Origin of the sequence: Antarctobacter heliothermus (assembly GCF_002237555.1) — a bacterium.
Classification (GTDB): Bacteria; Pseudomonadota; Alphaproteobacteria; order Rhodobacterales; family Rhodobacteraceae; genus Antarctobacter; species Antarctobacter heliothermus_B.
Map to the genome: position 1 here is coordinate 4491254 of NZ_CP022540.1, position 21572 is coordinate 4512825.

The 21572-nt window shown below is 62.6% G+C and carries 22 protein-coding genes and 1 tRNA gene; 5 read left to right on the top strand and 18 right to left on the bottom strand.

Annotated features, from left to right (window positions below; genetic code table 11):
* Window positions 1-71 precede the first annotated feature (71 nt).
* A complete protein-coding gene (gene hisN / locus ANTHELSMS3_RS21270; RefSeq protein ID WP_094036623.1) occupies window positions 72-881 on the bottom strand; it encodes a histidinol-phosphatase in 810 nt (269 codons plus the stop codon).
* A gap of 48 nt (window positions 882-929) precedes the next feature.
* Window positions 930-1301 (bottom strand): helix-turn-helix domain-containing protein, encoded by a 372-nt coding sequence (locus ANTHELSMS3_RS21275; RefSeq protein WP_094036624.1) that lies wholly within the window; start codon window positions 1299-1301, stop codon window positions 930-932.
* Window positions 1302-1590: 289 nt separating this feature from the next.
* Here ANTHELSMS3_RS21275 and ANTHELSMS3_RS21280 point away from each other — a divergent pair, with 289 nt between their 5' ends.
* Window positions 1591-2556, top strand: a complete 966-nt coding sequence (locus tag ANTHELSMS3_RS21280) for an NADPH:quinone oxidoreductase family protein (protein ID WP_094036625.1) — start codon at window positions 1591-1593, stop codon at window positions 2554-2556.
* A gap of 79 nt (window positions 2557-2635) precedes the next feature.
* Window positions 2636-4375, top strand: coding sequence for a hypothetical protein (locus ANTHELSMS3_RS21285; protein ID WP_157733602.1), 1740 nt, complete (start codon window positions 2636-2638; stop codon window positions 4373-4375).
* Here the strand turns inward: ANTHELSMS3_RS21285 and ANTHELSMS3_RS21290 are convergent.
* Window positions 4372-5349: a Gfo/Idh/MocA family protein gene (locus ANTHELSMS3_RS21290; RefSeq protein ID WP_094036627.1), complete on the bottom strand. Its 978-nt coding sequence runs from the start codon at window positions 5347-5349 to the stop codon at window positions 4372-4374. The two genes, ANTHELSMS3_RS21285 and ANTHELSMS3_RS21290, sit on opposite strands and share 4 nt — an antisense overlap.
* A 325-nt stretch (window positions 5350-5674) precedes the next feature.
* Window positions 5675-6571 (bottom strand): RNA polymerase sigma factor RpoH, encoded by an 897-nt coding sequence (gene rpoH, locus ANTHELSMS3_RS21295; protein WP_089276894.1) that lies wholly within the window; start codon window positions 6569-6571, stop codon window positions 5675-5677.
* A gap of 285 nt (window positions 6572-6856) precedes the next feature.
* Here rpoH and ANTHELSMS3_RS21300 point away from each other — a divergent pair, with 285 nt between their 5' ends.
* Window positions 6857-7498: a DUF4386 domain-containing protein gene (locus ANTHELSMS3_RS21300; RefSeq protein WP_094036628.1), complete on the top strand. Its 642-nt coding sequence runs from the start codon at window positions 6857-6859 to the stop codon at window positions 7496-7498.
* A 20-nt stretch (window positions 7499-7518) separates the two neighbouring features.
* Here ANTHELSMS3_RS21300 and ANTHELSMS3_RS21305 read toward each other — a convergent pair whose 3' ends face one another.
* Complete coding sequence (locus tag ANTHELSMS3_RS21305; protein WP_094036629.1) at window positions 7519-7884, bottom strand: cupin; 366 nt, start codon at window positions 7882-7884, stop codon at window positions 7519-7521.
* A 57-nt stretch (window positions 7885-7941) separates the two neighbouring features.
* A complete protein-coding gene (locus ANTHELSMS3_RS21310) occupies window positions 7942-8964 on the bottom strand; it encodes an RluA family pseudouridine synthase (RefSeq protein WP_094036630.1) in 1023 nt (340 codons plus the stop codon).
* Between ANTHELSMS3_RS21310 and ANTHELSMS3_RS21315 the strand changes: the two genes are divergently transcribed.
* Complete coding sequence (locus ANTHELSMS3_RS21315; protein ID WP_094036631.1) at window positions 8963-9277, top strand: DUF6476 family protein; 315 nt, start codon at window positions 8963-8965, stop codon at window positions 9275-9277. The genes ANTHELSMS3_RS21310 and ANTHELSMS3_RS21315 overlap by 2 nt on opposite strands.
* Before the next feature lie 100 nt (window positions 9278-9377).
* On the opposite strand, the gene hpaH is transcribed toward ANTHELSMS3_RS21315, so the two are convergent.
* Genes hpaH through ANTHELSMS3_RS21330 form a run of 3 tightly spaced genes read right to left on the bottom strand, consistent with a single transcriptional unit; the run spans window position 9378 to window position 12438 of the window.
* On the bottom strand, window positions 9378-10175 hold the full coding sequence (gene hpaH / locus ANTHELSMS3_RS21320; protein ID WP_094036632.1) for a 2-oxo-hept-4-ene-1,7-dioate hydratase: 798 nt from the start codon (window positions 10173-10175) through the stop codon (window positions 9378-9380).
* Entirely contained in the window at window positions 10172-11035 is an 864-nt protein-coding gene (locus ANTHELSMS3_RS21325; RefSeq protein WP_198319960.1) for a fumarylacetoacetate hydrolase family protein, read from the bottom strand. The genes hpaH and ANTHELSMS3_RS21325 overlap by 4 nt, the downstream gene beginning before the upstream one ends.
* Window positions 11035-12438, bottom strand: a complete 1404-nt coding sequence (locus ANTHELSMS3_RS21330; protein ID WP_094036634.1) for a pyridoxal phosphate-dependent decarboxylase family protein — start codon at window positions 12436-12438, stop codon at window positions 11035-11037. The genes ANTHELSMS3_RS21325 and ANTHELSMS3_RS21330 overlap by 1 nt, the downstream gene beginning before the upstream one ends.
* A 363-nt stretch (window positions 12439-12801) precedes the next feature.
* On the opposite strand from ANTHELSMS3_RS21330, the gene hpaR reads away from it, so the two are divergent.
* Window positions 12802-13290: a homoprotocatechuate degradation operon regulator HpaR gene (gene hpaR / locus ANTHELSMS3_RS21335; protein ID WP_254694804.1), complete on the top strand. Its 489-nt coding sequence runs from the start codon at window positions 12802-12804 to the stop codon at window positions 13288-13290.
* A gap of 40 nt (window positions 13291-13330) precedes the next feature.
* On the opposite strand, the gene ANTHELSMS3_RS21340 is transcribed toward hpaR, so the two are convergent.
* The 9 genes from ANTHELSMS3_RS21340 to ANTHELSMS3_RS21375 form a co-directional block, all read right to left on the bottom strand.
* Window positions 13331-13407, bottom strand: a tRNA-His gene (locus tag ANTHELSMS3_RS21340).
* 127 nt (window positions 13408-13534) lie between these two features.
* Window positions 13535-13972: an acyl-CoA thioesterase gene (locus ANTHELSMS3_RS21345; RefSeq protein ID WP_094036635.1), complete on the bottom strand. Its 438-nt coding sequence runs from the start codon at window positions 13970-13972 to the stop codon at window positions 13535-13537.
* Between the two features lies 1 nt (window position 13973).
* Entirely contained in the window at window positions 13974-15167 is a 1194-nt protein-coding gene (gene boxA / locus ANTHELSMS3_RS21350) for a benzoyl-CoA 2,3-epoxidase subunit BoxA (protein ID WP_094036636.1), read from the bottom strand.
* A complete protein-coding gene (locus ANTHELSMS3_RS25850; protein WP_198319852.1) occupies window positions 15164-15331 on the bottom strand; it encodes a hypothetical protein in 168 nt (55 codons plus the stop codon). Before ANTHELSMS3_RS25850 ends, boxA begins: the two co-directional genes overlap by 4 nt.
* Before the next feature lie 64 nt (window positions 15332-15395).
* Entirely contained in the window at window positions 15396-16847 is a 1452-nt protein-coding gene (gene boxB / locus ANTHELSMS3_RS21355) for a benzoyl-CoA 2,3-epoxidase subunit BoxB (protein WP_094036637.1), read from the bottom strand.
* Between the two features lie 110 nt (window positions 16848-16957).
* Window positions 16958-18616, bottom strand: coding sequence for a 2,3-epoxybenzoyl-CoA dihydrolase (gene boxC / locus ANTHELSMS3_RS21360; protein WP_094037286.1), 1659 nt, complete (start codon window positions 18614-18616; stop codon window positions 16958-16960).
* A gap of 145 nt (window positions 18617-18761) precedes the next feature.
* Window positions 18762-19205: a DUF309 domain-containing protein gene (locus tag ANTHELSMS3_RS21365; protein ID WP_094036638.1), complete on the bottom strand. Its 444-nt coding sequence runs from the start codon at window positions 19203-19205 to the stop codon at window positions 18762-18764.
* Complete coding sequence (locus ANTHELSMS3_RS21370) at window positions 19202-20020, bottom strand: alpha/beta fold hydrolase (RefSeq protein ID WP_094036639.1); 819 nt, start codon at window positions 20018-20020, stop codon at window positions 19202-19204. The genes ANTHELSMS3_RS21365 and ANTHELSMS3_RS21370 overlap by 4 nt, the downstream gene beginning before the upstream one ends.
* Complete coding sequence (locus tag ANTHELSMS3_RS21375) at window positions 20017-21549, bottom strand: benzoate-CoA ligase family protein (protein ID WP_094036640.1); 1533 nt, start codon at window positions 21547-21549, stop codon at window positions 20017-20019. Before ANTHELSMS3_RS21375 ends, ANTHELSMS3_RS21370 begins: the two co-directional genes overlap by 4 nt.
* Window positions 21550-21572 lie beyond the last annotated feature (23 nt).

Here is a 21572-nt window from a genome sequence, read left to right on the forward strand (position 1 = left end):
AACCCCATTTCGGTGAGAGATCCGCCGGAACGCGCCAGAAAGGGGAAGGACGCGCGCTCTGCGCCCCCGGTTTACCCTTTTGTGTGCAACAGGTCCAGTGCGGCGGCGTGCACCTGCGGCGTGGCGGCGGCCACCGCGCGGCCACCGTCATGCACCGGGCCACCCTCCCAATTGGTGACAATGCCGCCTGCGGCCTCGATCACCGCGATGGGGGCCATGATGTCATAAGTTTGCAGCCCGGCTTCGATCACCAGATCAATCTGCCCCGCCGCCAACAGCGCGTAGGCGTAACAATCCATGCCGTAGCGCACCAGTTTGACCTGCGATGCGACCCGTTCAAAACCGTCGCGGTCCTCGGGTGTTCCGACCTCTGGGAAGGTGGTGAACAGAATCGCCTGATCCAGTTGCCCTGTATCGCGAGTGCGCAGCGCGCCTGCGCCATGTGGCCCGGCGAACTCTGCCCGGCCCAATCCGCCACAAAACCGCTCTTGCGTATAGGGTTGATCGATCACGCCATAGAGCGGGCCATGGGCGTCCCGCACCGCAATCAGCACCCCCCATGTGGGCGTGCCGGACATGAAACCACGGGTGCCGTCGATCGGGTCCAGAACCCATGTCAGGCCGCTGTCGCCTGCGCTGACGCCGTATTCCTCTCCCAGAATCGCGTCATTCGGGCGGCGCTGCGCCAGCAGATCGCGCATCGCGCGTTCCGCCGCCCGGTCGGCGACTGTCACCGGATCGAATCCGGTGCCAGCGGCCTTGTTTTCGGTGGCCAGACCGTGCTGACGAAAATAGGGCAGGATCACCTTGCCCGCCGCATCGGCCAAGGCCTCAGCGGTTTCGATCACCTCGGTTACAAGGTCGCCTGCGATCCGGTCCATATGTCTCTCCTGTGCCCGTCACCGGGCTACAGCAGGGACTGGGTCGGCTCAAGCCACGTCAGAGAGAACGCGTGCCAGTTCAAACAGGCGGCGGCGCTGGTTTTCCGGGATCGCATAGTAAGAGCGCACCAGATCCAGTGCCTCCTTATCGCCCATGATGTCTGCCGGAATGGTTTCGCCGGTCTGCGTTCCAGCGCCTTCGCTCTCGATTCCCTCGAAGAAGAAGTTCACGGGCACATCCAGTGCATCCGCGATATCCCAAAGGCGGGAGGCGCTGACACGGTTGGCACCGGTTTCATACTTCTGAATCTGCTGGAACTTGATACCGACGCGTTCCGCCAACTGTTGCTGGGTCATACCAACCAGCCAGCGACGGTGCCGGATTCTTTTGCCGACGTGAACATCAACGGGGTGCGCCATCTGTGTCTTCCTGTACTTATGGGTGTGACCAGATGCGCCGAGACCGAACCCCAATCCCCCAGGACCAGCATCATCCTGCACTTACATAACCCAAATTGCTACATCATAACCGGTTTCGAAATCAAGCCGCGTGACCACCCATTGATGGAAAACCAAACCCAAAAACACGACAAAGTTGAATAGGGGCCTATTCTTTTGGATACTTTTGCGGCGCATCCAGATGGTTGATGGCTTTGCCTCACAGTGCAATCTCAGCTAACCATTGGCTAATTTGCAAGTGGAGACCGGAATGCGCGCCTACTATCTGACCGACCACAACAGCCCGCCCAGCCTGAGCGATATCGCGGTGCCAGAGCCCGCTGCGGGGGAGATCCGGCTGCGCATCGCCGCCTGCGGTCTGAACTTTGCCGATCTTCTGATGCAGACAGGCACCTATCAGGAAACGCCCGCCCTGCCCTTCACGCTGGGGATGGAGGTGTCGGGCACCGTCGATGCGCTGGGGCCGGATGTGGACGGATTCAAACCCGGTGACCGGGTGGCGGTGTTTGGCGGCAAGGGCGGCCTGGCGGACTACGGCTGTTTCCCGGCCTCTCGCGCGGTGCATCTGCCGGACAGCATGGGCTGGGTCGATGCCGCCGCTTTTCAGATTGCCTATGGCACCAGCCATGTGGCGCTGGACCACCGCGCGCGTTTGCAACCCGGTGAGACGCTGCTGGTGCTGGGCGCGGCAGGCGGCGTTGGCCTGACGGCGGTAGAAATTGGCAAGCTGATGGGCGCACGCGTGATCGCCTGCGCCCGCGGCGCGGACAAGCTGGCCGCCGCCAAGACTGCTGGAGCAGACCACCTGATCGACGCGTCAGATGCCGACATCCGGGCAGAGGTAAAGGCGCTTGGCGGCGCGGATGTGGTCTATGACCCGGTGGGCGGCGACCAGTTTCAGGCCGCTTTTCGCGCCTGCCGACCAGAGGCGCGCATCCTGACCATCGGCTTTGCCTCTGGCGACGTGCCGCAGATCAAGGCGAATCATCTGCTGGTCAAGAACCTGTCGGTCATGGGGCTGTACTGGGGCGGCTATCTGGGGTTCCGCCCCGATGTGCTGACCGGATCGCTGGCGCAACTGATGGCTTGGCACGCCGAAGGACGAATCAAGCCCCACGTCAGCCACGTCCTGCCACTGGACCGCGCGGCAGAGGGGATGGAACTGCTGCGCACCCGCAAATCCACCGGCAAGGTGGTCGTGACACTGGACGCCTGACGCCCAACTTTCGCCATAGGCACCGGTTAACCATGGCGCAGGGGCACCGGCCCCTGAACGCCACCCCGGAAGACCCGCCATGACCCGAACCGCCCAAGCCCTGCCGACCCTCGTGGCGCATCTGTTGCTGCTGGCGCTTGGCGGCGCGGCCCTTGCCATGCCCGAGGTGATTCTGGCGCGGGTTTCGCAGCTGTCCGGGCCATTCGAGACGCGCGACTGGCTGATGCGCGGCTTTGGCGCCGGGATGATCGCGCTGTCGCTGGCGTTGTGGATCGACGCCCGCCGGGCAGAGGGCCAGCCCGTCGCCAGGCTGCTCTGGCTGCTGGGCGCGGGGCTGACCGCCAGTTTCCTGCTTTATGCCCAGCAACTCAGCCAGTGGTGGATCGACGACGCGGGCATCACCTTTTCCTACGCACGATCATTGGCCGAGGGCGCAGGCCTCACCTATCAGCCCGGCCAACCACCGACCGAGGGCTATTCCAGCACGCTCTGGATGGCGACGCTGGCGCTGGCACATCTGCTGACCTTCGACATCCCGCAGGCGGCCAAAACCATCGGCCTTGGGCTGACGGTCCTGACCCTGTGGATCAGCATCACATGGGTCTGGCGCGTGACCGACAGCGCGCTGGCGATGGTGCTGACCGTGGCGGCGATCGGCACCGCCCCCACGGTTGTCTGGTCGACCTCGGGGCAGGAACACGCGCTGCAAGCGCTGCTCTTGCTGCTGATCGGGGTCGCTGCCCACCTGCGCCTCTGGCGGCTGCCGGTGGCTTTGTTGCTGTCACTCCTGATCTGGACCCGCCCCGAAACCCCGCTGATCGTCATCGCCGTCTTTGTCGCCGCGCTGTACATGACCCGCGTCGAAGAGGGCCGCACCCGTTTCTTGCGCAACCTGATCCTTGCCGCCCTGCCCCTTGCTGCCTTTGCCGGGCTGATGGCCTTTCGGATGCAGTATTTCGGTGATCACTTTCCCAACCCCTACCACGCCAAAACCTCGGCCAGCAGCCTTGCCGGGCTGGTCAATCCCTTTGGCGGCGGTTGGCGCTATGTCTGGGGCGGGCTGCAGGACAGCGGGCTGATCCTGCTCTTGCCGCTGGTGATGGTGGTCGGCGCAAGGGACAGCCTGCCGCGCCGCTGGGTGATCTTTGCCGCGCTGGCCGGGCACATCGGCTTTGTCGTCTGGGCCAAGGGCGACTGGATGGGTCAGTACCGGTTCCTTATGCCGGTGCTGCCGCTGATCGTGGTGCCTGCGGTCATAGCCATCGACCACGCCTTTTCCATCCGCGCACGGGCCTGGCTGGCCACGCTCGCCTCTGTCGCACTGTTTGCCAACACACTGACGCAGGTGGACAAGTTCGACGCCGACCCGACCACGCCCTTGGCGGTGGTGTCAGAGATCGGCCAGAATTTTGCCAAGGTGGCCGAACGCATGAGCATCCAGACTCCGCTTCTGGCGCATCACGACGCGGGCGCAATCAGCTATGAACGATCCATCGGGCTGGTCGATCTGGGCGGGCTGGTCGACCGCGACGTGGCCAAGAACATGGGCAACGCCGATTTCCTGCGCCCCTATATCTTTGAGCAGACACAGCCGCATTTCATCTTTGGCGCGCGCAACTTTGCCGCCGCATCCGGCTTTCTGGACGGTCCGGAACTGGCGCGCGACTATGTCCCGCTGCGCTTTCCGAACCACCCGATCATGGCCAGCGACTATTCCCACATCCGCCGCGACGCGGTGCAAGTGGCGACAGGCATCACCCTCACCCGCGACGCAGATGGCACCCTGACAGAGGTCATCGTGACCGATCTGGAACCCTAGCCCGCCTGCTCTTTCGCCCAGACCATGTCGATCATCGCCTGCGTGCCCCGGCTGAACTCCAGCGGACAGGGGTAATGCACCTTGTCCAGCACGCTGGCGTTGAACGCCTCAACCTGATGGACATAGTGATTGTCCGAGGGAAAGCGGTAGGCCGTCTCTACCAGATCCTTGGACTGCACCAGCACCCGCGCCTCACCGTAGACCCCGGCATTAAACGGCGCGGTCAGCTTCATCACGCCGTCTTCGCCGTGAAAGACCACCTCTTGCCACGGCGCCATCCGCATAGAGACGATGCCGGTATAGTGATAGGACGGAAACCGCGCGGTGATATGCGTCCAGACATCCACCCCGTTTTCGCGCACCACCTCTGCCGACAGTATCTCTTCTGGCTCCTCGCCGGTCACAAACCGCGTTGCGCCGTAGATATAGACACCGATATCCGGCACCGCGCCGCCGCCGGTGTCCGCGCGGTTGCGGATGTTGCCGCCATCGGTGCGGTTGTCATAGGAAAACGCGGCCGAGACGCGCACCAGCTTGCCAATCGCGCCCTCCTGATACAGTTGGCTGGCCTTGTGCCACTGCGGGTGGTGCACAATCATATAGGCCTCTGCCGCCAGCAGACCGGTCTCATCGCGCTTGGCAATCACCGGATCGAACTCTGCCGCCGTCATCGCCAGCGGCTTTTCCACCAGAACGTGCTTGCCCGCCTCCAGCGCCTTCAGCGCCCATTCCACGTGCAGGTGATTGGGCAACGGCACATACACGGCGTCGATCTCTGGGTCCGCCAACAACGCGTCATAGCTGTCATGCACCCGCAACCCCGGTGCCAGCGCCTCAAACGGCGCGGCCTTGTCGGGGGATGACGTCGCCAAAGCCGCCAACCGCCCGCGTCGCCCCATGTGCAAGGCCGGTCCCATGTGCCGCCGCGCAAAATTCGCAGCGCCCAGAATACCCCAACGAACGTGATCCGTCATACTGTCCTCCCAATCGTTAGCGCCAACCTGACGTCCCATTACGGGCTTGGCAACCGGTGCCTCGCCGGGACTTTGCGCTTTCCCCGATGTCCCCCGGTGCCGCCGCGCACGAACGTATCCGCATCGGGATTACAGGCCCGCCGCGCAACCAAGACCCGCTGTTCCGATGCAGGGACACGGCCAACAAACCTCAGCGACCGGACATAGAAAAAGCCCCCACCGGACGTCCGATGGGGGCCAACCCGTGCCTTTGAACAGATGAGGGAAGTCTTGGGCAGGGTCTGAGAACCGGCCTGCGCGGCCGGTCCTGTTTCTGATCCGTGCTTCAGGCGCTCGCCAGCATCCCTTGATCCTTGGCCAACTCGCGCATCCGCTTTTGCAGCTTTTCAAACGCGCGCACCTCGATCTGGCGGATGCGTTCGCGCGACACGTCGTACTGTCCCGACAGATCCTCCAGCGTGACCGCCGACTCGGCCAGCCGGCGCTGGGTCAGGATGTCCTTTTCGCGGTCGTTCAGCACATCCATCGCCTCGGCCAGCAGGGCGCGCCGCGCCTCCAGCTCATCGCGTTCGGCGTAATCCCCGGCCTGATCGGCGTCTTCGTCTTCCAGCCAGTCCTGCCATTGCATCGTGCCTTCGCCTTCAGAGCCGACGGTGGCATTCAACGAGGCATCGCCGCCCGACAGACGCCGGTTCATGCTGATGACTTCGGTTTCGGTCACACCCAGATCGGTGGCGATCTTCTGCACATGTTCGGGGCGCAGATCGCCCTCTTCCAGCGCACCAATCCGCGCCTTGGCCTTGCGCAGGTTAAAGAACAGCTTTTTCTGCGCGCTGGTGGTGCCCAGCTTGACCAGCGACCACGACCGCAGAATGTATTCCTGAATCGACGCGCGGATCCACCACATCGCATAGGTGGCAAGGCGAAAGCCCTTTTCCGGGTCAAACCGTTTGACCGCCTGCATCAGACCCACATTGGCCTCAGAGATGACTTCGGCCTGCGGCAATCCATAACCACGATAGCCCATGGCGATCTTGGCGGCCAACCGCAGGTGCGACGTGACCATCTGGTGCGCCGCTTCGGTGTCCTCATCCTCGACCCAGCGTTTGGCCAGCATGTATTCCTGTTCCGGCTCCAACAGCGGAAATTTCCGGATCTCCTGAAGGTAACGGCTCAGGCCCGCTTCCGGCGAGGGTGCCGGCAGATTTGCATAGTTCGACATAATAACGTCCCTCCGTTCGGACCCGCATGTTACGGGGCTTAACATCTAGATAGGTAACTGAACTCATCAGTTCAAGTCCTGGCGGTCTCTGTGTCCGTTGACATGCAGCTAGGACCGACCATGGATGGTGTCACGCTTTATGTCACAGCGTCACGAAGACGTGCTTCGTTCCATAAATCCCGTAATGCATACATCAATGCATACTTATACTGCAAATCGCGCCAATTTTCAAGCATTTTGGCATGAGTTATACCGCCACTGATCCGCCATAGGAAAGGAGCCCCCATGCACGCCGCCCATCCTTCCCCCGTCCTGACGCGCTGCGCCGGGGCCCTGTATCTGGTGATTATCTTGTGCGGATTGACCGCCGAACTGCTGCTGCGCGGTCCCCTGTTGCAGGGCAGCCCGACAGAGATCGCCGCCGCGATGACCGCACATCTGCCACAACTGCGGCTTAGCCTGCTGGCGGATGTGATCATGCTGCTGGCGGACATAACGCTGGCGCTGGTGTTCTTCAGCCTGCTGCGGGATCGCGCCCCTGCCTTGGCCCGCGCCGCACTTGTCTTTCGCCTTGGTCAGGCGGTGCTGATCGGTGCCAGCCTGATGGCACTGGCCAGCGCCCCCGCCCTGCTGGACGACCTGCCGCGCATGGCCGTCCACCTGACCGACATGCACGCGCTTGGCTATGACATCGGTCTGATCCTGTTCGGTGTGAACAGCCTGATCATGGCGTACCTGCTGGGCCTTGGGGCCACCCCCCGGATCATCACCCTAGGCATCGCGGCGGCGGGTCTTGTCTACCTGACCGGCAGCCTGCTGCGCCTGACCGCCCCCGGCCTGTCAGCAACGTTTGAGCCCGCCTATCTGGTCTGCATCCTTGCGGAAAGCGCGCTGTGCCTCTGGCTGCTGATCACCGGGCGGATCTGACCGCCGCCCTGAAACATGCGTCAGTCGAATTGCACAATCACGCAGTCGAAATCCGCATCGCCGATCACGCAGGTATGGTGGCCCTTGCCCTGCGTATCCTCCATCCGCCAGACGTCGCCGGGGCCAAAGTCGCGCGCCTCGCCGTCGCTGGCGGTGACGCGGATACGCCCCGCCAGCGGGATCAGGGTCTGGCGTTTCGGCGTTGGGTGGATCGGCTCATTCCAACCCGCCTCCAGCCGCAGAAACAGCGTGGCCTTGGCGGCCTCTCCCTCTGACACCAGAATACTGCGGGCGGGTGGCGCAAATTCCGTCTCGGTCAGCGCCACGTCCACATCGCGCCAATGGCTGTCGCCCGCGTCGTCACAATACAACAGGTGATATTTCATCAATCGCGCCCCCGGAAAACCCAAAGGATGCCACCGACACGGCCTTTGGCCAAGGCTTCAGATCGCGCGCAGCGCCGCCAGCAGGCTCGCCATATCGTCGGGCAGCGGGCTGTTGAACATCAGTGGCTCGCCCGTCACCGGATGGTCAAAGCCCAGTTCGGCGGCGTGCAACGCCTGCCGGTCAAACGACCGCGCAGGCTCATAGGCCGCACCCAGCGCCTTTTCCGACAGCTTGCGCCGCCCGCCATAGACCGGATCACCGATCAGCGAATGGCCCGCATGGGCCATATGCACACGGATCTGGTGGGTGCGCCCGGTCTCTAGCCGACATTCCACCAGACTGACGCAGGCGGGTTGCCCGAACCGTTCCAGCAGTTTGACATGGGTGATCGCGTGCCGCCCCTGTCCGTCGAAATAGACCGCCTGCCGCTGGCGTTCGGTCTTGTGCCGCGCCAGCCCGCTGGTGATCGTCACCCCGCCATCCGGTCCGGGTTTGACGCCGCGCGTGTTCACCAGACGCGGGTCGGCAATTTCCGGCACCCCATGCGCCAGCGCCAGATAGGCGCGCCGCGCGGTGTGTTTTTCGAACTGCACCGCCAGACCGTGATGCGCCCGGTCCGATTTCGCCACCACCAGCAACCCGCTGGTGTCCTTGTCGATCCGGTGGACAATGCCGGGGCGCTTTTCGCCGCCCACACCGGACAGCTTGCCGCCAAAGTGATGCAGCAACGCGTTGACCAAGGTACCGTCCGGCGTTCCGGGTGCGGGATGCACCACCATTCCGGCGGGTTTGTCGATGACGATCACATCATCATCCTCCCAAACCACCACCAGCGGAATGTCCTGCGCCACAACGTCATAATCCTCGGCGGGTGGCACGGTGACCTCCAGCACGTCGCCCACGGCCACCTTGGCCTTGGGGTCGGTCAACACCACACCGTCACGGGTGACAGCACCGCCCGCGATCAGCCGCGCCAGCCGGGTCCGCGACAGGGCCGCCTCCTCTGGCACATCGCGCGCAAGCGCCTTATCAAGGCGGGGCGGAGGGTTGTCCGCGATTTCGACCCGAAGGATGTCCATGGTCTCTCCCGAACCCGAAGACGACAATTTGCCCGAACCGGCTGGCCTGCGTTTCTTGCGCGTGCTGGTCACGGTTCTGACAGTTGTGATGATTGCCGGGATCGTCGGGATCCTCGGCCTGATCTGGCACCGCTATAGCAATGCCCGCGCGCCGCTGCCAGAGGTCATCACCCTGCCTGACGGCACGACGGCCACCGCCTATACCCAAGGCAGCGACTGGTACGCGGTTGTGACCGGCGATGACCGCATCCTGATCTTTGACCGCGGAACGGGCAAATTGCGGCAGGAAATGCGGATCGAGACGGCGGAATAAGCGGGCTTGCGGCGCGGTCGCAAATCCTAAGCCTTGGTTAAAACGCCTCTGCAAGCCACTGAAGACGCTACGTCACCTTTCTGTCCACGCGTGGACAGACCTATTCAAACGCAATCGCAACGCTGCCAAAATCGCCAAAATCCGCCTCGATCATCGACCCCGCCGGACACTCCACCGGCCGGATGAAAGACCCCGACAGGACCACCTGCCCGGCCTCGATTTTTTGCCCATTTCCGGCCAGCCTTTCCACCAGCCAGACGATCCCCATGACCGGATCATTCAGCACCCCCGCGCCCAGCCCGGTCTCTTCAACCTCACCATCTCGGGCCACAATCGCCCCGACCCAGCGCAGGTCCACCAGCCTTGGATTCATGTGACGAGTCCCCAAAACGATGCCCGCATTGGCCGCATTATCGGCGATCGTATCGCACACATTTCGCGCCGTCCCCGTCGCCGGATCCTTGCGCAAAATCCGCGTGTCCAAAATCTCCAACGAGGCGCAGACATGGTCCGTTGCCGCCACGACCTCCTCCCGCGTGACCGCCCCCTCCAGCGGCCCTTTCATCACAAAGGCAATCTCCGCCTCGACCCGAGGCTGAATGAACCGCCCCTTGGGCACCACACCGCCCGTCTCAAACACCATATCGTCCAGCAAGACGCCGCTGTCCGGCGTGTCGATGCCCAGCGCGTCTTGCATGGCCCGCGAGGTCAGGCCGATCTTCCACCCCACCTGCCGCCGCCCCGCCGCCAGCTTGGCCGTCACATAGGCCGCCTGCACCGCATAGGCGTCTTCCATCGTCATGCCCGGATGCGCCAGCGACAGCAGACCGATCTGCTCCGCCGCAGCCTCTGCCCGCACCAGGGCACAGGCCGCCGCGTGAACCTCATCCTCGGTCACGCCTCGTCCTCCACCCCGTTGCGCAGGATGCCGATCCCCTCTGCCTCGACCTCGATCACATCGCCGGGCTGTAACCAGACCGGCGGGTCCAACCGCGCGCCCGCGCCCGTAGGCGTGCCGCAAACCAGCACATCCCCCGGCACCAGCGTGCAAAAGGTCGAGACGTAGTTGATGATGTAGCGAAAGTCATAGATCATCCGCGATGTCCGGTCCTGCTGCCGCACCTCTCCATTCACCCGGCATTCCAGCGCGATATCGTCCAGTTGCGCGGCACTGGTGAAGGGCACCAGCCACGGCCCAATCGCACCCGACCGCTCCCAGTTCTTGCCCTGCGTGACGTTGAACTTGGCGTGCCGCACCCAGTCGCGGATCGTACCCTCATTGCACAAGGTCAGCGCCGCGACGTGATCATAGGCGTGCTCAACCGGAATGCGCCGCCCGCCTTTGCCGATCACCAGCGCGATTTCCCCCTCATAGTCCAACTGCTCACTCTCGGGCGGGCGGACGAGGTTTTCACCATGCCCCACAAAGGTCCGCGGAAACCGGATAAACAGCGACGGCCGCCCCGCCGCCGCCTGCCCGTCTTTGTATTCGGCGTTGCGATCGGGAAAGTTCACGCCGACGCAGATGATCTTGTCCGGCGCGGGGATCGGCGGCTGCAACGTCACCGCCTCTAGCGGCAGGTCGGCCTGCCGCCCCGCGGCCTGCATGAAGACGTCCTTCAACCCATCCGCCGCGATCACCTCGCGCAGCGTGGGCCAGTGCGGATTGGCGGCAGAGAGGTTGATCACGCCATCGCCGGTGTGCAGCCCGTAGGCCGGTGCGTCCTTGTGGCTGTAGGTCACAAAATGCGGTGTCATCATGCCATGTCCCTAGCAATTTCCGTTATGACGTCAAAAGCTGTGGCCACATCCGCGCCAGTTGCGCCAAAAGCTCCGACCTGAAACCGGATCACCACCTGCCCGTCGACCTTGTTCTGCGTCAAGTAAATCCGTCCATCCGCGTTAATCGCCTCGACCAGCTTCAGATTGTGGGCATCATCACCGGCGTGCCGGAAACTGAACAGCGAAAGCACCGGGGCAGTCACAATTTCGAAGTCCGGCTCCGCCGCCAGCCGCGCAGCCAGATCACGAGACCAAGCAATGTGATTGCGGATCATCTCGCGCAAACCTTCCAACCCATAAGTCCGGATCAGGAACCACAGCTTTAGCGCCCGAAACCGACGACCCAGCGGGATCGACCATTCGCTGTAGTCGGTCACATCTTCCGCCCCAAGTGTCTTGAGGAACTCGGGCCGGATCGCCAACGTCTGACGCAGCGCGTCTGGGTCGCGGATAAAATGCGCGGAACAGTCGAACTGCGCGCCCATCCATTTGTGCGGGTTGAAGACCATGCTGTCGGCCCGCTCGACACCCTCCCACAACACTCGGTTTTCGGGGCAGATCATGCCTGCCCCGGCCCATGCCGCGTCGATGTGCAGGTACAGATCCTCGGCCTGCGCCACGTCAGCCAATTCGCCCAGCCGATCACAAGCGCCCATGCCGGTCGCCCCGGTCACGCCGATGATCCCCGCAGGCAGGTACCCCGCCGCCCGATCCGCCGCAATCGCCGCGCGCAGCGCCGCCACGTCCATGGGACGCAAAGGATCCTCCGCGACGGCGGGCAATTTCACAAGGTTCTCCTGCCCAACACCCGACACCCAAGCCGCCCGGTCGATCGAGGTGTGCACCTGATCCGAACAGTAGATCCGCACCGCCGGTTGCCCCGCCAGTCCCTGAACATTGCCCGCCCAGCCCAGCGCCCGCTCCCGCATCACCAAGACCGCCGCCAACGTGGCCGAGGACGCCGAATCCTGAATCACGCCCTGAAACCCCTCTGGCAGCCCGACCGCCTGCCGCAACCAGTCCAGCATCACGCCTTCCATTTCTGTCGCGGCGGGCGAGGTCTGCCACAACATGCACTGTGGGGCGAGCATCGTGACCAGCATCTCGGCCAACATCGAGGGCGGCGCGGCATTGGCAGGGAAATACGCAAAGAATCGCGGGTGCTGCCAATGGGTCAGCCCCGGCATCACGATCCGCTCAAAATCCTCTAGGATCGCTTCCATGCCCTCGCCCCCTTCGGGCGGGGAAGCGGGCAATTGCGCCGCGATTTCACCCGGCGACACACGGGGCCGCACAGGACGGTCGCGCAGGGTCTTGTGATACTCCGCGCCAAACGCCACGGCCTTTCCGCCCCAATCGGCGAACTCATCCCAGTTCATCTTGCTCTACCTTTCAGGAACTTTCTGGCTCGCATGTGCTGCGGGGCTGCATCGCCCCGCCCCTACACGCCGCGCGGGCCGGCTCCCTGACGACAAATGTCAGGGACCATTCGCAGTCCAATGGGTCGCTTTTGCCAGCGGATGTGGCGACAGACCCAGAGCGTTGCCTCTGCGCCCCGAGACCTGCCAGCGGAAACATGCCAGTTGCGACCCTCCCCGCGTGCAGGGTGGGCCCAATGCCTTGTATAGACGTGATCGCCTCCACTCTTGGAGTCGTGCCCGTCGCAAGTTGCGCCATCCTGCGGCCCTCCCAATGACGATTAACATGTTAAATACAAATCTGACTGTCAACAGGAGAAATACTTGGCCCCGACCAAACACAGCCACGATGACTTTGCGCCATTCGATACGCAGCGCACCTTGCCCATCGCCCTGCTGCGCGCCCGCGAGGCCGTCATGGACCGATTCCGCCCGATGCTGCGCGGGATCGATGTCACCGAACAACAATGGCGTGTCTTGCGGGTGGTACAAGAAGCAGGTGAGATTGACGCCACACATCTGGCCCGTGCAGCCAGCGTGCTGGCTCCTACGCTGACGCGCATCCTCAAGACCTTGGAATCGCGGGATCTGATCACCCTGCGCACGGACACAACGGACCGCCGCCGCACTCAGGTCAGCATCAGCACAACAGGTCAAACGGTCTTGCGAGACGCAGGGCAGATAAGCGCCCAAATCTACACGGAGATAGAGGCACGCTTGGGCGCAGAGCGCATAGCCGATCTGGTGCAAGCCCTCGAAAAGGCTGCCGACGATCTGAACGAAAACAACGCGGATGAAACGGACGTTGAATGACCTGTGCTGGACACGTCCGGCATTCATTTGGGGGGGGGAGTGGTACCACCTCCTGGTCTCGAACCAGGGACCTCTTGATCCACAATCAAGCGCTCTAACCAACTGAGCTAAGGCGGCACAGAGCGCCGAACTGCAATGTCCGGCGCCGAATGTAGGGCTATCTAGCAAAGCCAAAATCCAAGCGCAAGCCCCACGGTCACACCTGTTTGGCGGAATTCCGACGCGTCAGCCCTACCACCGCGGATCATTCCACGCCGGGCAAAAGCCGCTCTATCACCGCACGCATGTCATCGGGCGGCGTGCGCTTGGTAAAAGCCGCCGCATCAATGAACACGCTGACAGTCCGCGACGAAAAACACAGCGCCCCGTCCTGCATGCCATCCACCCGGAAGGTGATCGAGGTCTCGCCCAGTCGCACCGGCCAGACGTGGCAAACCAGCGGATAGCGCGGTGTGATGGGGGCACGGAAATCCATCTCCAACCGGACAAAGGGCGTGCCAACATTGCGGTCCAGTTCCATCTGGAACCAGCCGTCCCCGCCCAGGTTTTCAACCCACCAGCTGTTGATCGCATCCAGCGCAAACCACGGGATACGACCGGTGTAGACGATTTTCGCCGGATCGCAGTCGCCCCATGTCACGCGGATCTCATGGCGGTGGGCGGTGTCGGGACGCGGCTCCATCTCAGTATGTCTCGACGTGATAGCGGCCCTCATCGCGCAACACATCGCGGAGATTGCGCCACTGGTGGCCGATGCTTTCGGCGATGTTGGTAAAGGCGCGCTCTACCCCCTCCTCCATCTCTTTCAGCCCGCAGATGTAGATATGCGTCGCAGGGTCCTGCAGCATGTCGGCCACGATGTCCTCTTCGATGCGCATCCGGTCCTGCACATATTCCTTTTCCTGTCCGGGCATCCGACTGAACACCAGATGCTTTTGCAGCACACTGGACGGCACCTTGTTGAGCGGTCCGAAATAGGGCAGCGATTCCGGGGTGCGCGCGCCAAAGAACATGACCATGCCGCCGGACTTCTTGCCCACCGTCCGCTGGCGCGCCATGGTAAAGGCCCGCATCGGTGCAGAGCCGGTGCCGGTGCAGATCATCAACAGCCGCGCGTCCGGGTCATTGGGCATCAGGAAGGTCGCGCCAAATGGCCCGGTCACCTGCACCGTATCGCCCTTTTTCAGATCACAGACATACGTCGAACAGATACCGCCCTCTTCCCGTTTCACGGTCAGTGAGACGTTGTGATAGCCTGCCCGCTCTCCGTCTCGCGGGCTGGACACAGAATAGAGCCGGGGAAGATGCGCCTTGCCCTCGTCATCAGTGCCGGGGGCGATGATGCCAAGCGATTGGCCTTCGAGCGCCGGAAACGGCTTGCCCTGAAAGTCGAGGATGATGTGGCGCACGTCGGAATCCGACCCCTCAGCGGTCAGGCGATAGTTGCCCTGCACCACCGCCTCGACCGGGTTGCCAAGGTTGTAGAGGTTCACCGTGGGTTTTGTGGCCGACACGGGCGCGACTGCCTTGCCCCCCGCGCCCTTGTGCGCCTCTGCCAACAGGGCGGCGACCGGGTCTGTGCCACCTTCGACGCCGGCATCTGCGCTCTCGGCAACTGCGACCTCGCCCTGTTCGGGCAGCTCGGTCCATTCATATTGCTCGTCGAGCGAATAGGGCGTGTCGACCACCCGCCATTCGTCAATCGACCCTGTCGGGCAGACCGGAATGCAATCCATGCAGAAATTGCAGGTCTCAGCGTTGACCACGACATTGTTGTCGTCATGTTCGATCGCGCCCACCGGGCAGGTCATTTCACAGGTATAGCAGCGGATGCAGATTTCGGGGTCGATCAGGTGCTGTTTCAATGGCTGGTTCATCGCGCACCCCGGTTCAGGACAGCGTCGGGAAGGGCGAATGCCTCTATCAGGGCCTGACACAGACCGCGGCAGTCCTCGCACCCGATGCAGCAGCCCATTTCGCCCAGTTCGCGGGCGACCTCGGTGACACGCGGGGCGTGACCTACGTTGCGTTTGGTGATCATCGCGTTTCCTCCTCCGGCAGTGCGGCCCGGCGCAGGCCTGTCCCCCCGCGCCGGGCCAATTGTTTCAGGCCATGTGCAGTTTGACGTACTCAAAGTCGCCCGGTTTGTTGTCGATGCCCACCTTCGGCGGCGCAATCCAGCTGGCGAATTTGCCCGGTTCATAGCACGGCTTCATCAGCGACTGGATGAAATCACCGTCGGCGTGGGTCGGCAGCCAATTCGGCAGACCTTTGTCGAAGGCATCGCCCGACACATGATTGCCGTCAGGATCAAAGTTGTGGCCCGCAAACACACCGATCTGGCGGTTGAAGGACTGGTGCGGCAGCTTTAGCGCAAACTCGATCCCGGTCTTTTCGATCAGCTTGTTCCAGCGCCCGACCCCACCCGAGGCATCGCGGACGTAATCATCGCGCAGACGCATGTTGATCGCCGTCAGGGCCGGCACATCCTTTTCGACGATCTTGCCGTCCTCCAGATCCAGCACCTTGTAGGTGTCGTTCTTAAGCTGGTGGTCGTCGTCGATCCGGCCTTCCATGTATCGGCCCTTGATGCCCGCGTTGAACGCATTGGCCGCATTGGTCGAGATTTCCTGACCGAACAAGTCCAGCGACAATGTGTAGTGCAGGTTCAGCTTTTTCTGAATGGTCGGCAGGTCGATCACACCCAGGTCGCGGATCTTGTTCACGTCATAGGGATCGGTAATGCCCGCCTTGTTCATCGCCTCGCAGGTGGCCTGAATGGTGCGGCCCACGCCGGTTTCACCGACGAACATGTGGTGTGCCTCTTCTGTCAGCATGAACCGGCAGGTGCGGCTCAGCGGATCGAAGCCGGATTGCGCCAGCGATTCCAGCTGCATCTTACCGTCACGGTCGGTGAAATAGGTGAACATGAAGAACGACAGCCAGTCCGGCGTTTCCTCATTGAATGCGCCCAGCATGCGTGGCGCCTCTTCGGACCCGGACGAGCGGATCAGCAGATCGTCCGCCTCTTCGCGACCGTCCTTACCGAAGTACTTTTGCAGCAAGTAGACCATCGCCCACAGGTGACGGCCCTCTTCGACGTTGACCTGGAACAGGTTGCGCATGTCGTACAGCGACGGCGCGGTCAGACCCAGAAAGCGCTGCTGCTCAACCGAGCCCGGCTCTGTATCGCCCTGAATGACGATCAGACGCTTCATCAGGTTGCGGTATTCGCCCGGCACTTCTTGCCAAGCCGGTTCACCCATGTGCTCGCCACATGGGATCACGCGCCCCTCAACCTCTGGTGCCAGCAGCACGCCCCAGCGGTATTCCGGCATCTTGACGTAGTCGAACTTGGCCCAGCCTTTGGGGTCCACGCTGACCGCAGTACGCAGATAGACCATCGATTCCTGAAAGTTCTGCGGGATCAGTTTGTTCCACCAGTCGATATAACCGGGGTGCCATTTTTCCAGCGCCTTCAGCACCTTCTTGTCCGAGCTCAGACCCACGTTGTTGGGGATCTGGGTGTCATAGCTTACGTTGATCAGATCGAGCATGTCTCACTCCCTTATGGTGTGGCGGGACATTGCCCGCCCTGTCGCGTTCAACGGGACCGGCACGCGGCCGGGGCCCGCAGGGTGGGTTTGGCACCCACCACGGATGCGCGTCAGACGCGATCCATGTTGTAATCGCCCCGAATACCGGTGCCGTAGCGTTGCAGCGCGCCATCCGCGCCGACAGCGTTGGGACGGATAAAGATCCAGTTCTGCCAAGCGGTCAGGCGGCCAAAGATGCGGGTTTCCATGGTCTCGGGTCCGGCAAAGCGCAGGTTCGCCTCCATCCCTGTCATGGCGTCCGGGCTGAACGACGCGCGTTCCTCCATGAAGATGCGTACCTCGTCCTCCCAGTCGATGTCGTCTAGGATCATGGTGACAAGCCCCTGCTCATCCGCCTCTTCGGCCTCCAGCGCCTCGCCGATCTTGTCTTTCAGCGCCTCGACATGCTCCGGCTCCGCCAGAAAACGGGTTTGCAGTCGGGTGATGCCATTGCCCATCGGATAAGGACCAAAGTTGTCCGCCGTCAGGGTCAGCGTGGCCGTAGGGCGATTGTCGCCCTCGAACTCATCTTCCATCATATAGCTGCGGTCGACCGCAAAGAGGATTTCCGCCAGCACGCCAACAAAGCACGAGCCATGTTCGATAAAGGCCGCCAGCGAGCGTGAGGTCACGTCAATCCGCTTCAGCGTCCGCTTCCAGTATTGGCGCACCTCGTTGGCCAGCCAATGATCGGCATTATTCGCCAACAATGCCTCATGCGCGGCCAATTTCTCCGGGTCGCCCTGCGTGCGGAAAATCCACAGGCCAAGCGTCATCTCGTTCAGCCGCAGATGCAGGATCGCATCCTCCAGCTCACGGCAGAGGCGCAGCATATAAGCCTGATCGCCCTGCGCCTGAAAGGCATCCATGTCGGCAGGCGCATCCTCTTCCGGGCCCTTCAGGGTGATCACCGCCTTGCGCCCTGCCCGGTCAAGCTCGACCTCGACCAGCGAATAGGTCACCGCATCCTCGGTGATGTTGCGCGACAAAGGCCCTAGTGCGATCCCTTCAGCCACGTCAGCCTTCTTCGACGCGGTGGCAAATTCGCGGGCACGTTCGGCCACGGTGTCATCAAATTTGGAATTCGGGATCACCTCATCGACCAGCCGCCATTCCTTGGCGCGCTTGCCCTTTATCCCCTCCTCGATCGAGCAGAAGATATCGGCCCGATCTCGGCGCACCTTGCGCTTGTCGGTAACGCGGGTCAGCCCGCCGGTGCCCGGCAGCACCGCCAGCAGCGGCACCTCAGGCAGACCCACGGACGACGTGCTGTCATCGGTCAGCATGATGTGGTTGCATGCCAGTGCCAATTCGTACCCGCCCCCGGCGCATGCCCCCTTTACCGCCGCGATGTATTTCTGGCCGCTCTCTTCTTCCGCGGCCTCGTAGCCATTGCGGGTCTCATTGGTGAACTTGCAGAAGTTCACCTTGTGGCTGTGCGCCGCCCCGCCCAGCATCCGGATGTTCGCGCCTGCGCAAAACACGCCGGCCTTCCCAGACTGCATGACAACCGTCTTCACCTCGGGGTGCTCGAACCGCATCCGCTGCACCACATCGTTCAGTTCGATGTCGACGCCAAGATCGTACGAGTTCAGCTTCAGTTTGTAGCCCTCAAACAGGCCACCGTCCTCATCCACATCCATGAACAGGTTGGCCACCGGACCATCGTATTCGACACGCCAATGGCGGTAGCGGGACGGGTCTGTTTGAAAATCGATCATCTTGCTCATCGGGTCCTCCCTGGTCGCGAAGTTGCAGTCAACGTACATCAAAGGGGAAAGTAAGTAAACTTATGTATGCACAATAAAGCACATAAACCCGCCTTCATTGACAAGCTCTTGCGGCTTACAGGGCCGACATCGCGGAATAAAGGCATTATAATTCACATCTCGCGATCACTTCGATAGAATCGATCATAGCGTGAACCCGGTCCGCGCCAAACGTCATGATCTGAACACCGCGCGCCTCAGGCAGCAGTTCGCGGACGATCGCGCACAGACGCAAGGCCGCCTTGGGACGGTCCATGCGCAGTTTCAGCTGACCGTTGGCAGTCTGGATCAAGGCCTGAACAAAGCGCCTCTCGGCGCTGCCCTCAGGCAACACCATCCAGACCGGCTCCAACACCTCATGTGCCTCCCAGTAGAAACCGCGTTCGAGGTAAAATAGCCCGTGGCGGAACGCATCGCTGTGCGCAAGATCCGCAGGTGTCATCCCCGGCTGCGCAGATGCGCGGATCGGGTCAAACAGCCCTTCAGGCGGACGCGCGGTGCGCCCCGGCACATAGGCTTGCGCCGGGATGAACCAATCCGCCTGGGTCACGCGACTTCGGGTTCGGCGGCTTCGATCCGCTCCAGCCGGGCACAGAACGCGGCGATCCCGGCCACCACCTGCTCTGGCCGGTCCAGATGCGGGGAATGCCGACAATCGTCGAGGATAAGGGTCTCGACCGGCGCATAGCTGCGACTGTCCAGCTCTTCGATCTGCGCCAGTGTACCGTACTGGTCATCCCGCCCCTGCACCGCCAAAGACGGGATGCGCAGGTAGTCGATGACATCCCCCACGTTCCAGTCCTTGAAACCGGGGTGCAGCCAACTGTCGTTCCATCCACGAAAGGTGTTGTCCGGGTCCCGGTGATAGCGCGCCATCTTGTCCCGCAGTTCGCCGGTTTCATAAAGCGTCTTCGCCTTGGCGATCTCAGCCAACCCGGCCTCTTCGGTAAAGAAATGCGGTGCCATCAGCACCAGCGCCCGCACCCGCTGGTCGGACACGCTGCCCGCATAGATCGCGGCGATGGTCGCCCCGTCGCTGTGACCGACAAAGACGCCGCGCTGAAACCCGATCGCGTCCAGCACCTGCGGCAACACATCCACCGCCTCTCGGGTCATGTAGTCCAAGGGGCGCGGCAGGTTCGCCGGGTCCGACTGACCATAGCCCGCCCGCGAATATGCAAAAACGCCAAAGCCGGTCGCCCGCGCCAACGCCTGCGGGAAGTCGCGCCACAGCGCCACGGCCCCCAACCCCTCGTGCAATAGGACCAATGTCGGCGCCTTTTCCGGGGTCGGCCCGTAGCAGGCATACTCCAGCGTTTTGCCACCCGCCGTCAGCCGCCCGTTTTCCGTCCACTCTACCGTCATACTTGAGCCCTCAATTTGAACCGTTGAATCTTTCCCGTCGCGGTCTTGGGCAAGTCATCCACGACCTCGACCCAGCGGGGATATTTCCACATGCCAATCTTCTCCTTGACGAATTCCTTGAGGTTTTCGACCGCAGCGGCGTCCTGGCCCTCATTCAGCACGACATAGGCCTTGGGCTTATCCAGCCCCTTGTCGTCGGCGCATGCGACCACCGCCGCCTCCAGCACGGCGGGGTGTTCGACAAGCGCCTGCTCAACCTCAAAGGGGCTGACCCATATGCCCGACACCTTGAACATGTCGTCGGTGCGCCCGCAGTAGATATAGCGCCCGTCTGCGGTGCATTCGTATTTATCGCCGGTCCGGGTCCAGTGCCCCTCGAACGTGGACCGCGACTTGTGCCGCTTATTCCAATAGCCGTCCGCCGCCGATGGGCCGCGCACTAGCAATTCACCGACCGCCCCCTCGCCGACGTCTTCATCGTGCTCATCCACCAGCCGCACTTCATAACCGGGAACCGCCGTGCCCGAGGTGCCATAGACAATCTCTCCGGGGCGATTGGACAGGAAAATGTGCAGCATCTCGGTCGAGCCGACACCATCGACAATCTCTGTGCCGGTCAGCCTGTGCCAGCGTTCGCCCACCTCGCGTGGCAGCGCCTCACCGGCAGAGGTGCATAGCCGCACCGACATCCCTTGCGGCAGGCCGGTCTTTTCCAAGGCGGCGTTCATCGCGGCGTAAAAGGTCGGCACGCCACAAAACAGCGTCGGACGATGCGTCTCGAGGATGCCCGACACCACCTCTGGCGTCGGCCGCCCCGACAGCAGCACCGTCGTTGCCCCAACCGACAGGGGAAAGGACATCGCGTTGCCAAGACCGTAGGCAAAAAAGATCTTGGCCACGGAAAAGACAATGTCGTCCTCGCGGATGCCCAGAACCTGCGCGCCAAAAGTGTCTGCCGTGGCCTTCAGGCTGGAATGCACATGCCGCACACCCTTGGGCTGGCCGGTAGAGCCGGAAGAGTACAGCCAGAATGCCATCTCATCCTCATGCGCCTCGACCGCTGGCAAAATCTGCGCGCCCTCGACAAACCGCTGATAGCTTTCCGTGCCCTCGGGGGCCTCCCCGATTACCAGCACCGCGCGCAGATACGGGTTGTCGGCAATCACCGGCTGCACGGTCGGCCACAGCTTTTCCGACACCACAAGAATAGAGGCGCGGCTGTCGTTCAGGATGACATCGTACACCGGCGCCGACAGCAGCGTGTTCAACGGCACCGGGATCGCCCCGGCCTTGAGCGCGCCCCAAAAGATCACCGGACATTCGATCTGATCCTGCACGATCATGGCGACCCGCTCTTCGCGGCGCACGCCATGTCGATGCAGCGCCCCGGCGAAGCGCCCGCTTTCCTCTGCAAGCTGTTTGAAAGTCAGGCTACGCTTGCCCCCATCCGCCTCCTGAAAGGCCACCTTGTCGGCGCGCCCCGCGTCCAGATGGCGGTCGACAAAATATAATGCTGCGTTCTCGTTCATGACGTGGCCTCCTCCCTGCCTGT

Excerpts from the sequence above, each read along its gene's own strand:
- ANTHELSMS3_RS21315 (WP_094036631.1), top strand. The coding sequence starts at position 8,963 with ATGGTCTCTCCCGAACCCGAAGACGACAATTTGCCCGAACCGGCTGGC.
- ANTHELSMS3_RS21345 (WP_094036635.1), bottom strand. The coding sequence starts at position 13,972 with ATGGAGCCGCGTCCCGACACCGCCCACCGCCATGAGATCCGCGTGACA.
- boxA (WP_094036636.1), bottom strand. The coding sequence starts at position 15,167 with ATGAACCAGCCATTGAAACAGCACCTGATCGACCCCGAAATCTGCATC.
- ANTHELSMS3_RS21310 (WP_094036630.1), bottom strand. The coding sequence starts at position 8,964 with ATGGACATCCTTCGGGTCGAAATCGCGGACAACCCTCCGCCCCGCCTT.
- ANTHELSMS3_RS25850 (WP_198319852.1), bottom strand. The coding sequence starts at position 15,331 with ATGATCACCAAACGCAACGTAGGTCACGCCCCGCGTGTCACCGAGGTC.
- rpoH (WP_089276894.1), bottom strand. The coding sequence starts at position 6,571 with ATGTCGAACTATGCAAATCTGCCGGCACCCTCGCCGGAAGCGGGCCTG.
- boxB (WP_094036637.1), bottom strand. The coding sequence starts at position 16,847 with ATGCTCGATCTGATCAACGTAAGCTATGACACCCAGATCCCCAACAAC.
- ANTHELSMS3_RS21325 (WP_198319960.1), bottom strand. The coding sequence starts at position 11,035 with ATGACACCGCATTTTGTGACCTACAGCCACAAGGACGCACCGGCCTAC.
- ANTHELSMS3_RS21285 (WP_157733602.1), top strand. The coding sequence starts at position 2,636 with ATGACCCGAACCGCCCAAGCCCTGCCGACCCTCGTGGCGCATCTGTTG.
- ANTHELSMS3_RS21280 (WP_094036625.1), top strand. The coding sequence starts at position 1,591 with ATGCGCGCCTACTATCTGACCGACCACAACAGCCCGCCCAGCCTGAGC.
- ANTHELSMS3_RS21330 (WP_094036634.1), bottom strand. The coding sequence starts at position 12,438 with ATGAACTGGGATGAGTTCGCCGATTGGGGCGGAAAGGCCGTGGCGTTT.
- ANTHELSMS3_RS21375 (WP_094036640.1), bottom strand. The coding sequence starts at position 21,549 with ATGAACGAGAACGCAGCATTATATTTTGTCGACCGCCATCTGGACGCG.
- ANTHELSMS3_RS21275 (WP_094036624.1), bottom strand. The coding sequence starts at position 1,301 with ATGGCGCACCCCGTTGATGTTCACGTCGGCAAAAGAATCCGGCACCGT.
- boxC (WP_094037286.1), bottom strand. The coding sequence starts at position 18,616 with ATGAGCAAGATGATCGATTTTCAAACAGACCCGTCCCGCTACCGCCAT.
- ANTHELSMS3_RS21370 (WP_094036639.1), bottom strand. The coding sequence starts at position 20,020 with ATGACGGTAGAGTGGACGGAAAACGGGCGGCTGACGGCGGGTGGCAAA.
- ANTHELSMS3_RS21305 (WP_094036629.1), bottom strand. The coding sequence starts at position 7,884 with ATGAAATATCACCTGTTGTATTGTGACGACGCGGGCGACAGCCATTGG.
- ANTHELSMS3_RS21290 (WP_094036627.1), bottom strand. The coding sequence starts at position 5,349 with ATGACGGATCACGTTCGTTGGGGTATTCTGGGCGCTGCGAATTTTGCG.
- hisN (WP_094036623.1), bottom strand. The coding sequence starts at position 881 with ATGGACCGGATCGCAGGCGACCTTGTAACCGAGGTGATCGAAACCGCT.
- ANTHELSMS3_RS21300 (WP_094036628.1), top strand. The coding sequence starts at position 6,857 with ATGCACGCCGCCCATCCTTCCCCCGTCCTGACGCGCTGCGCCGGGGCC.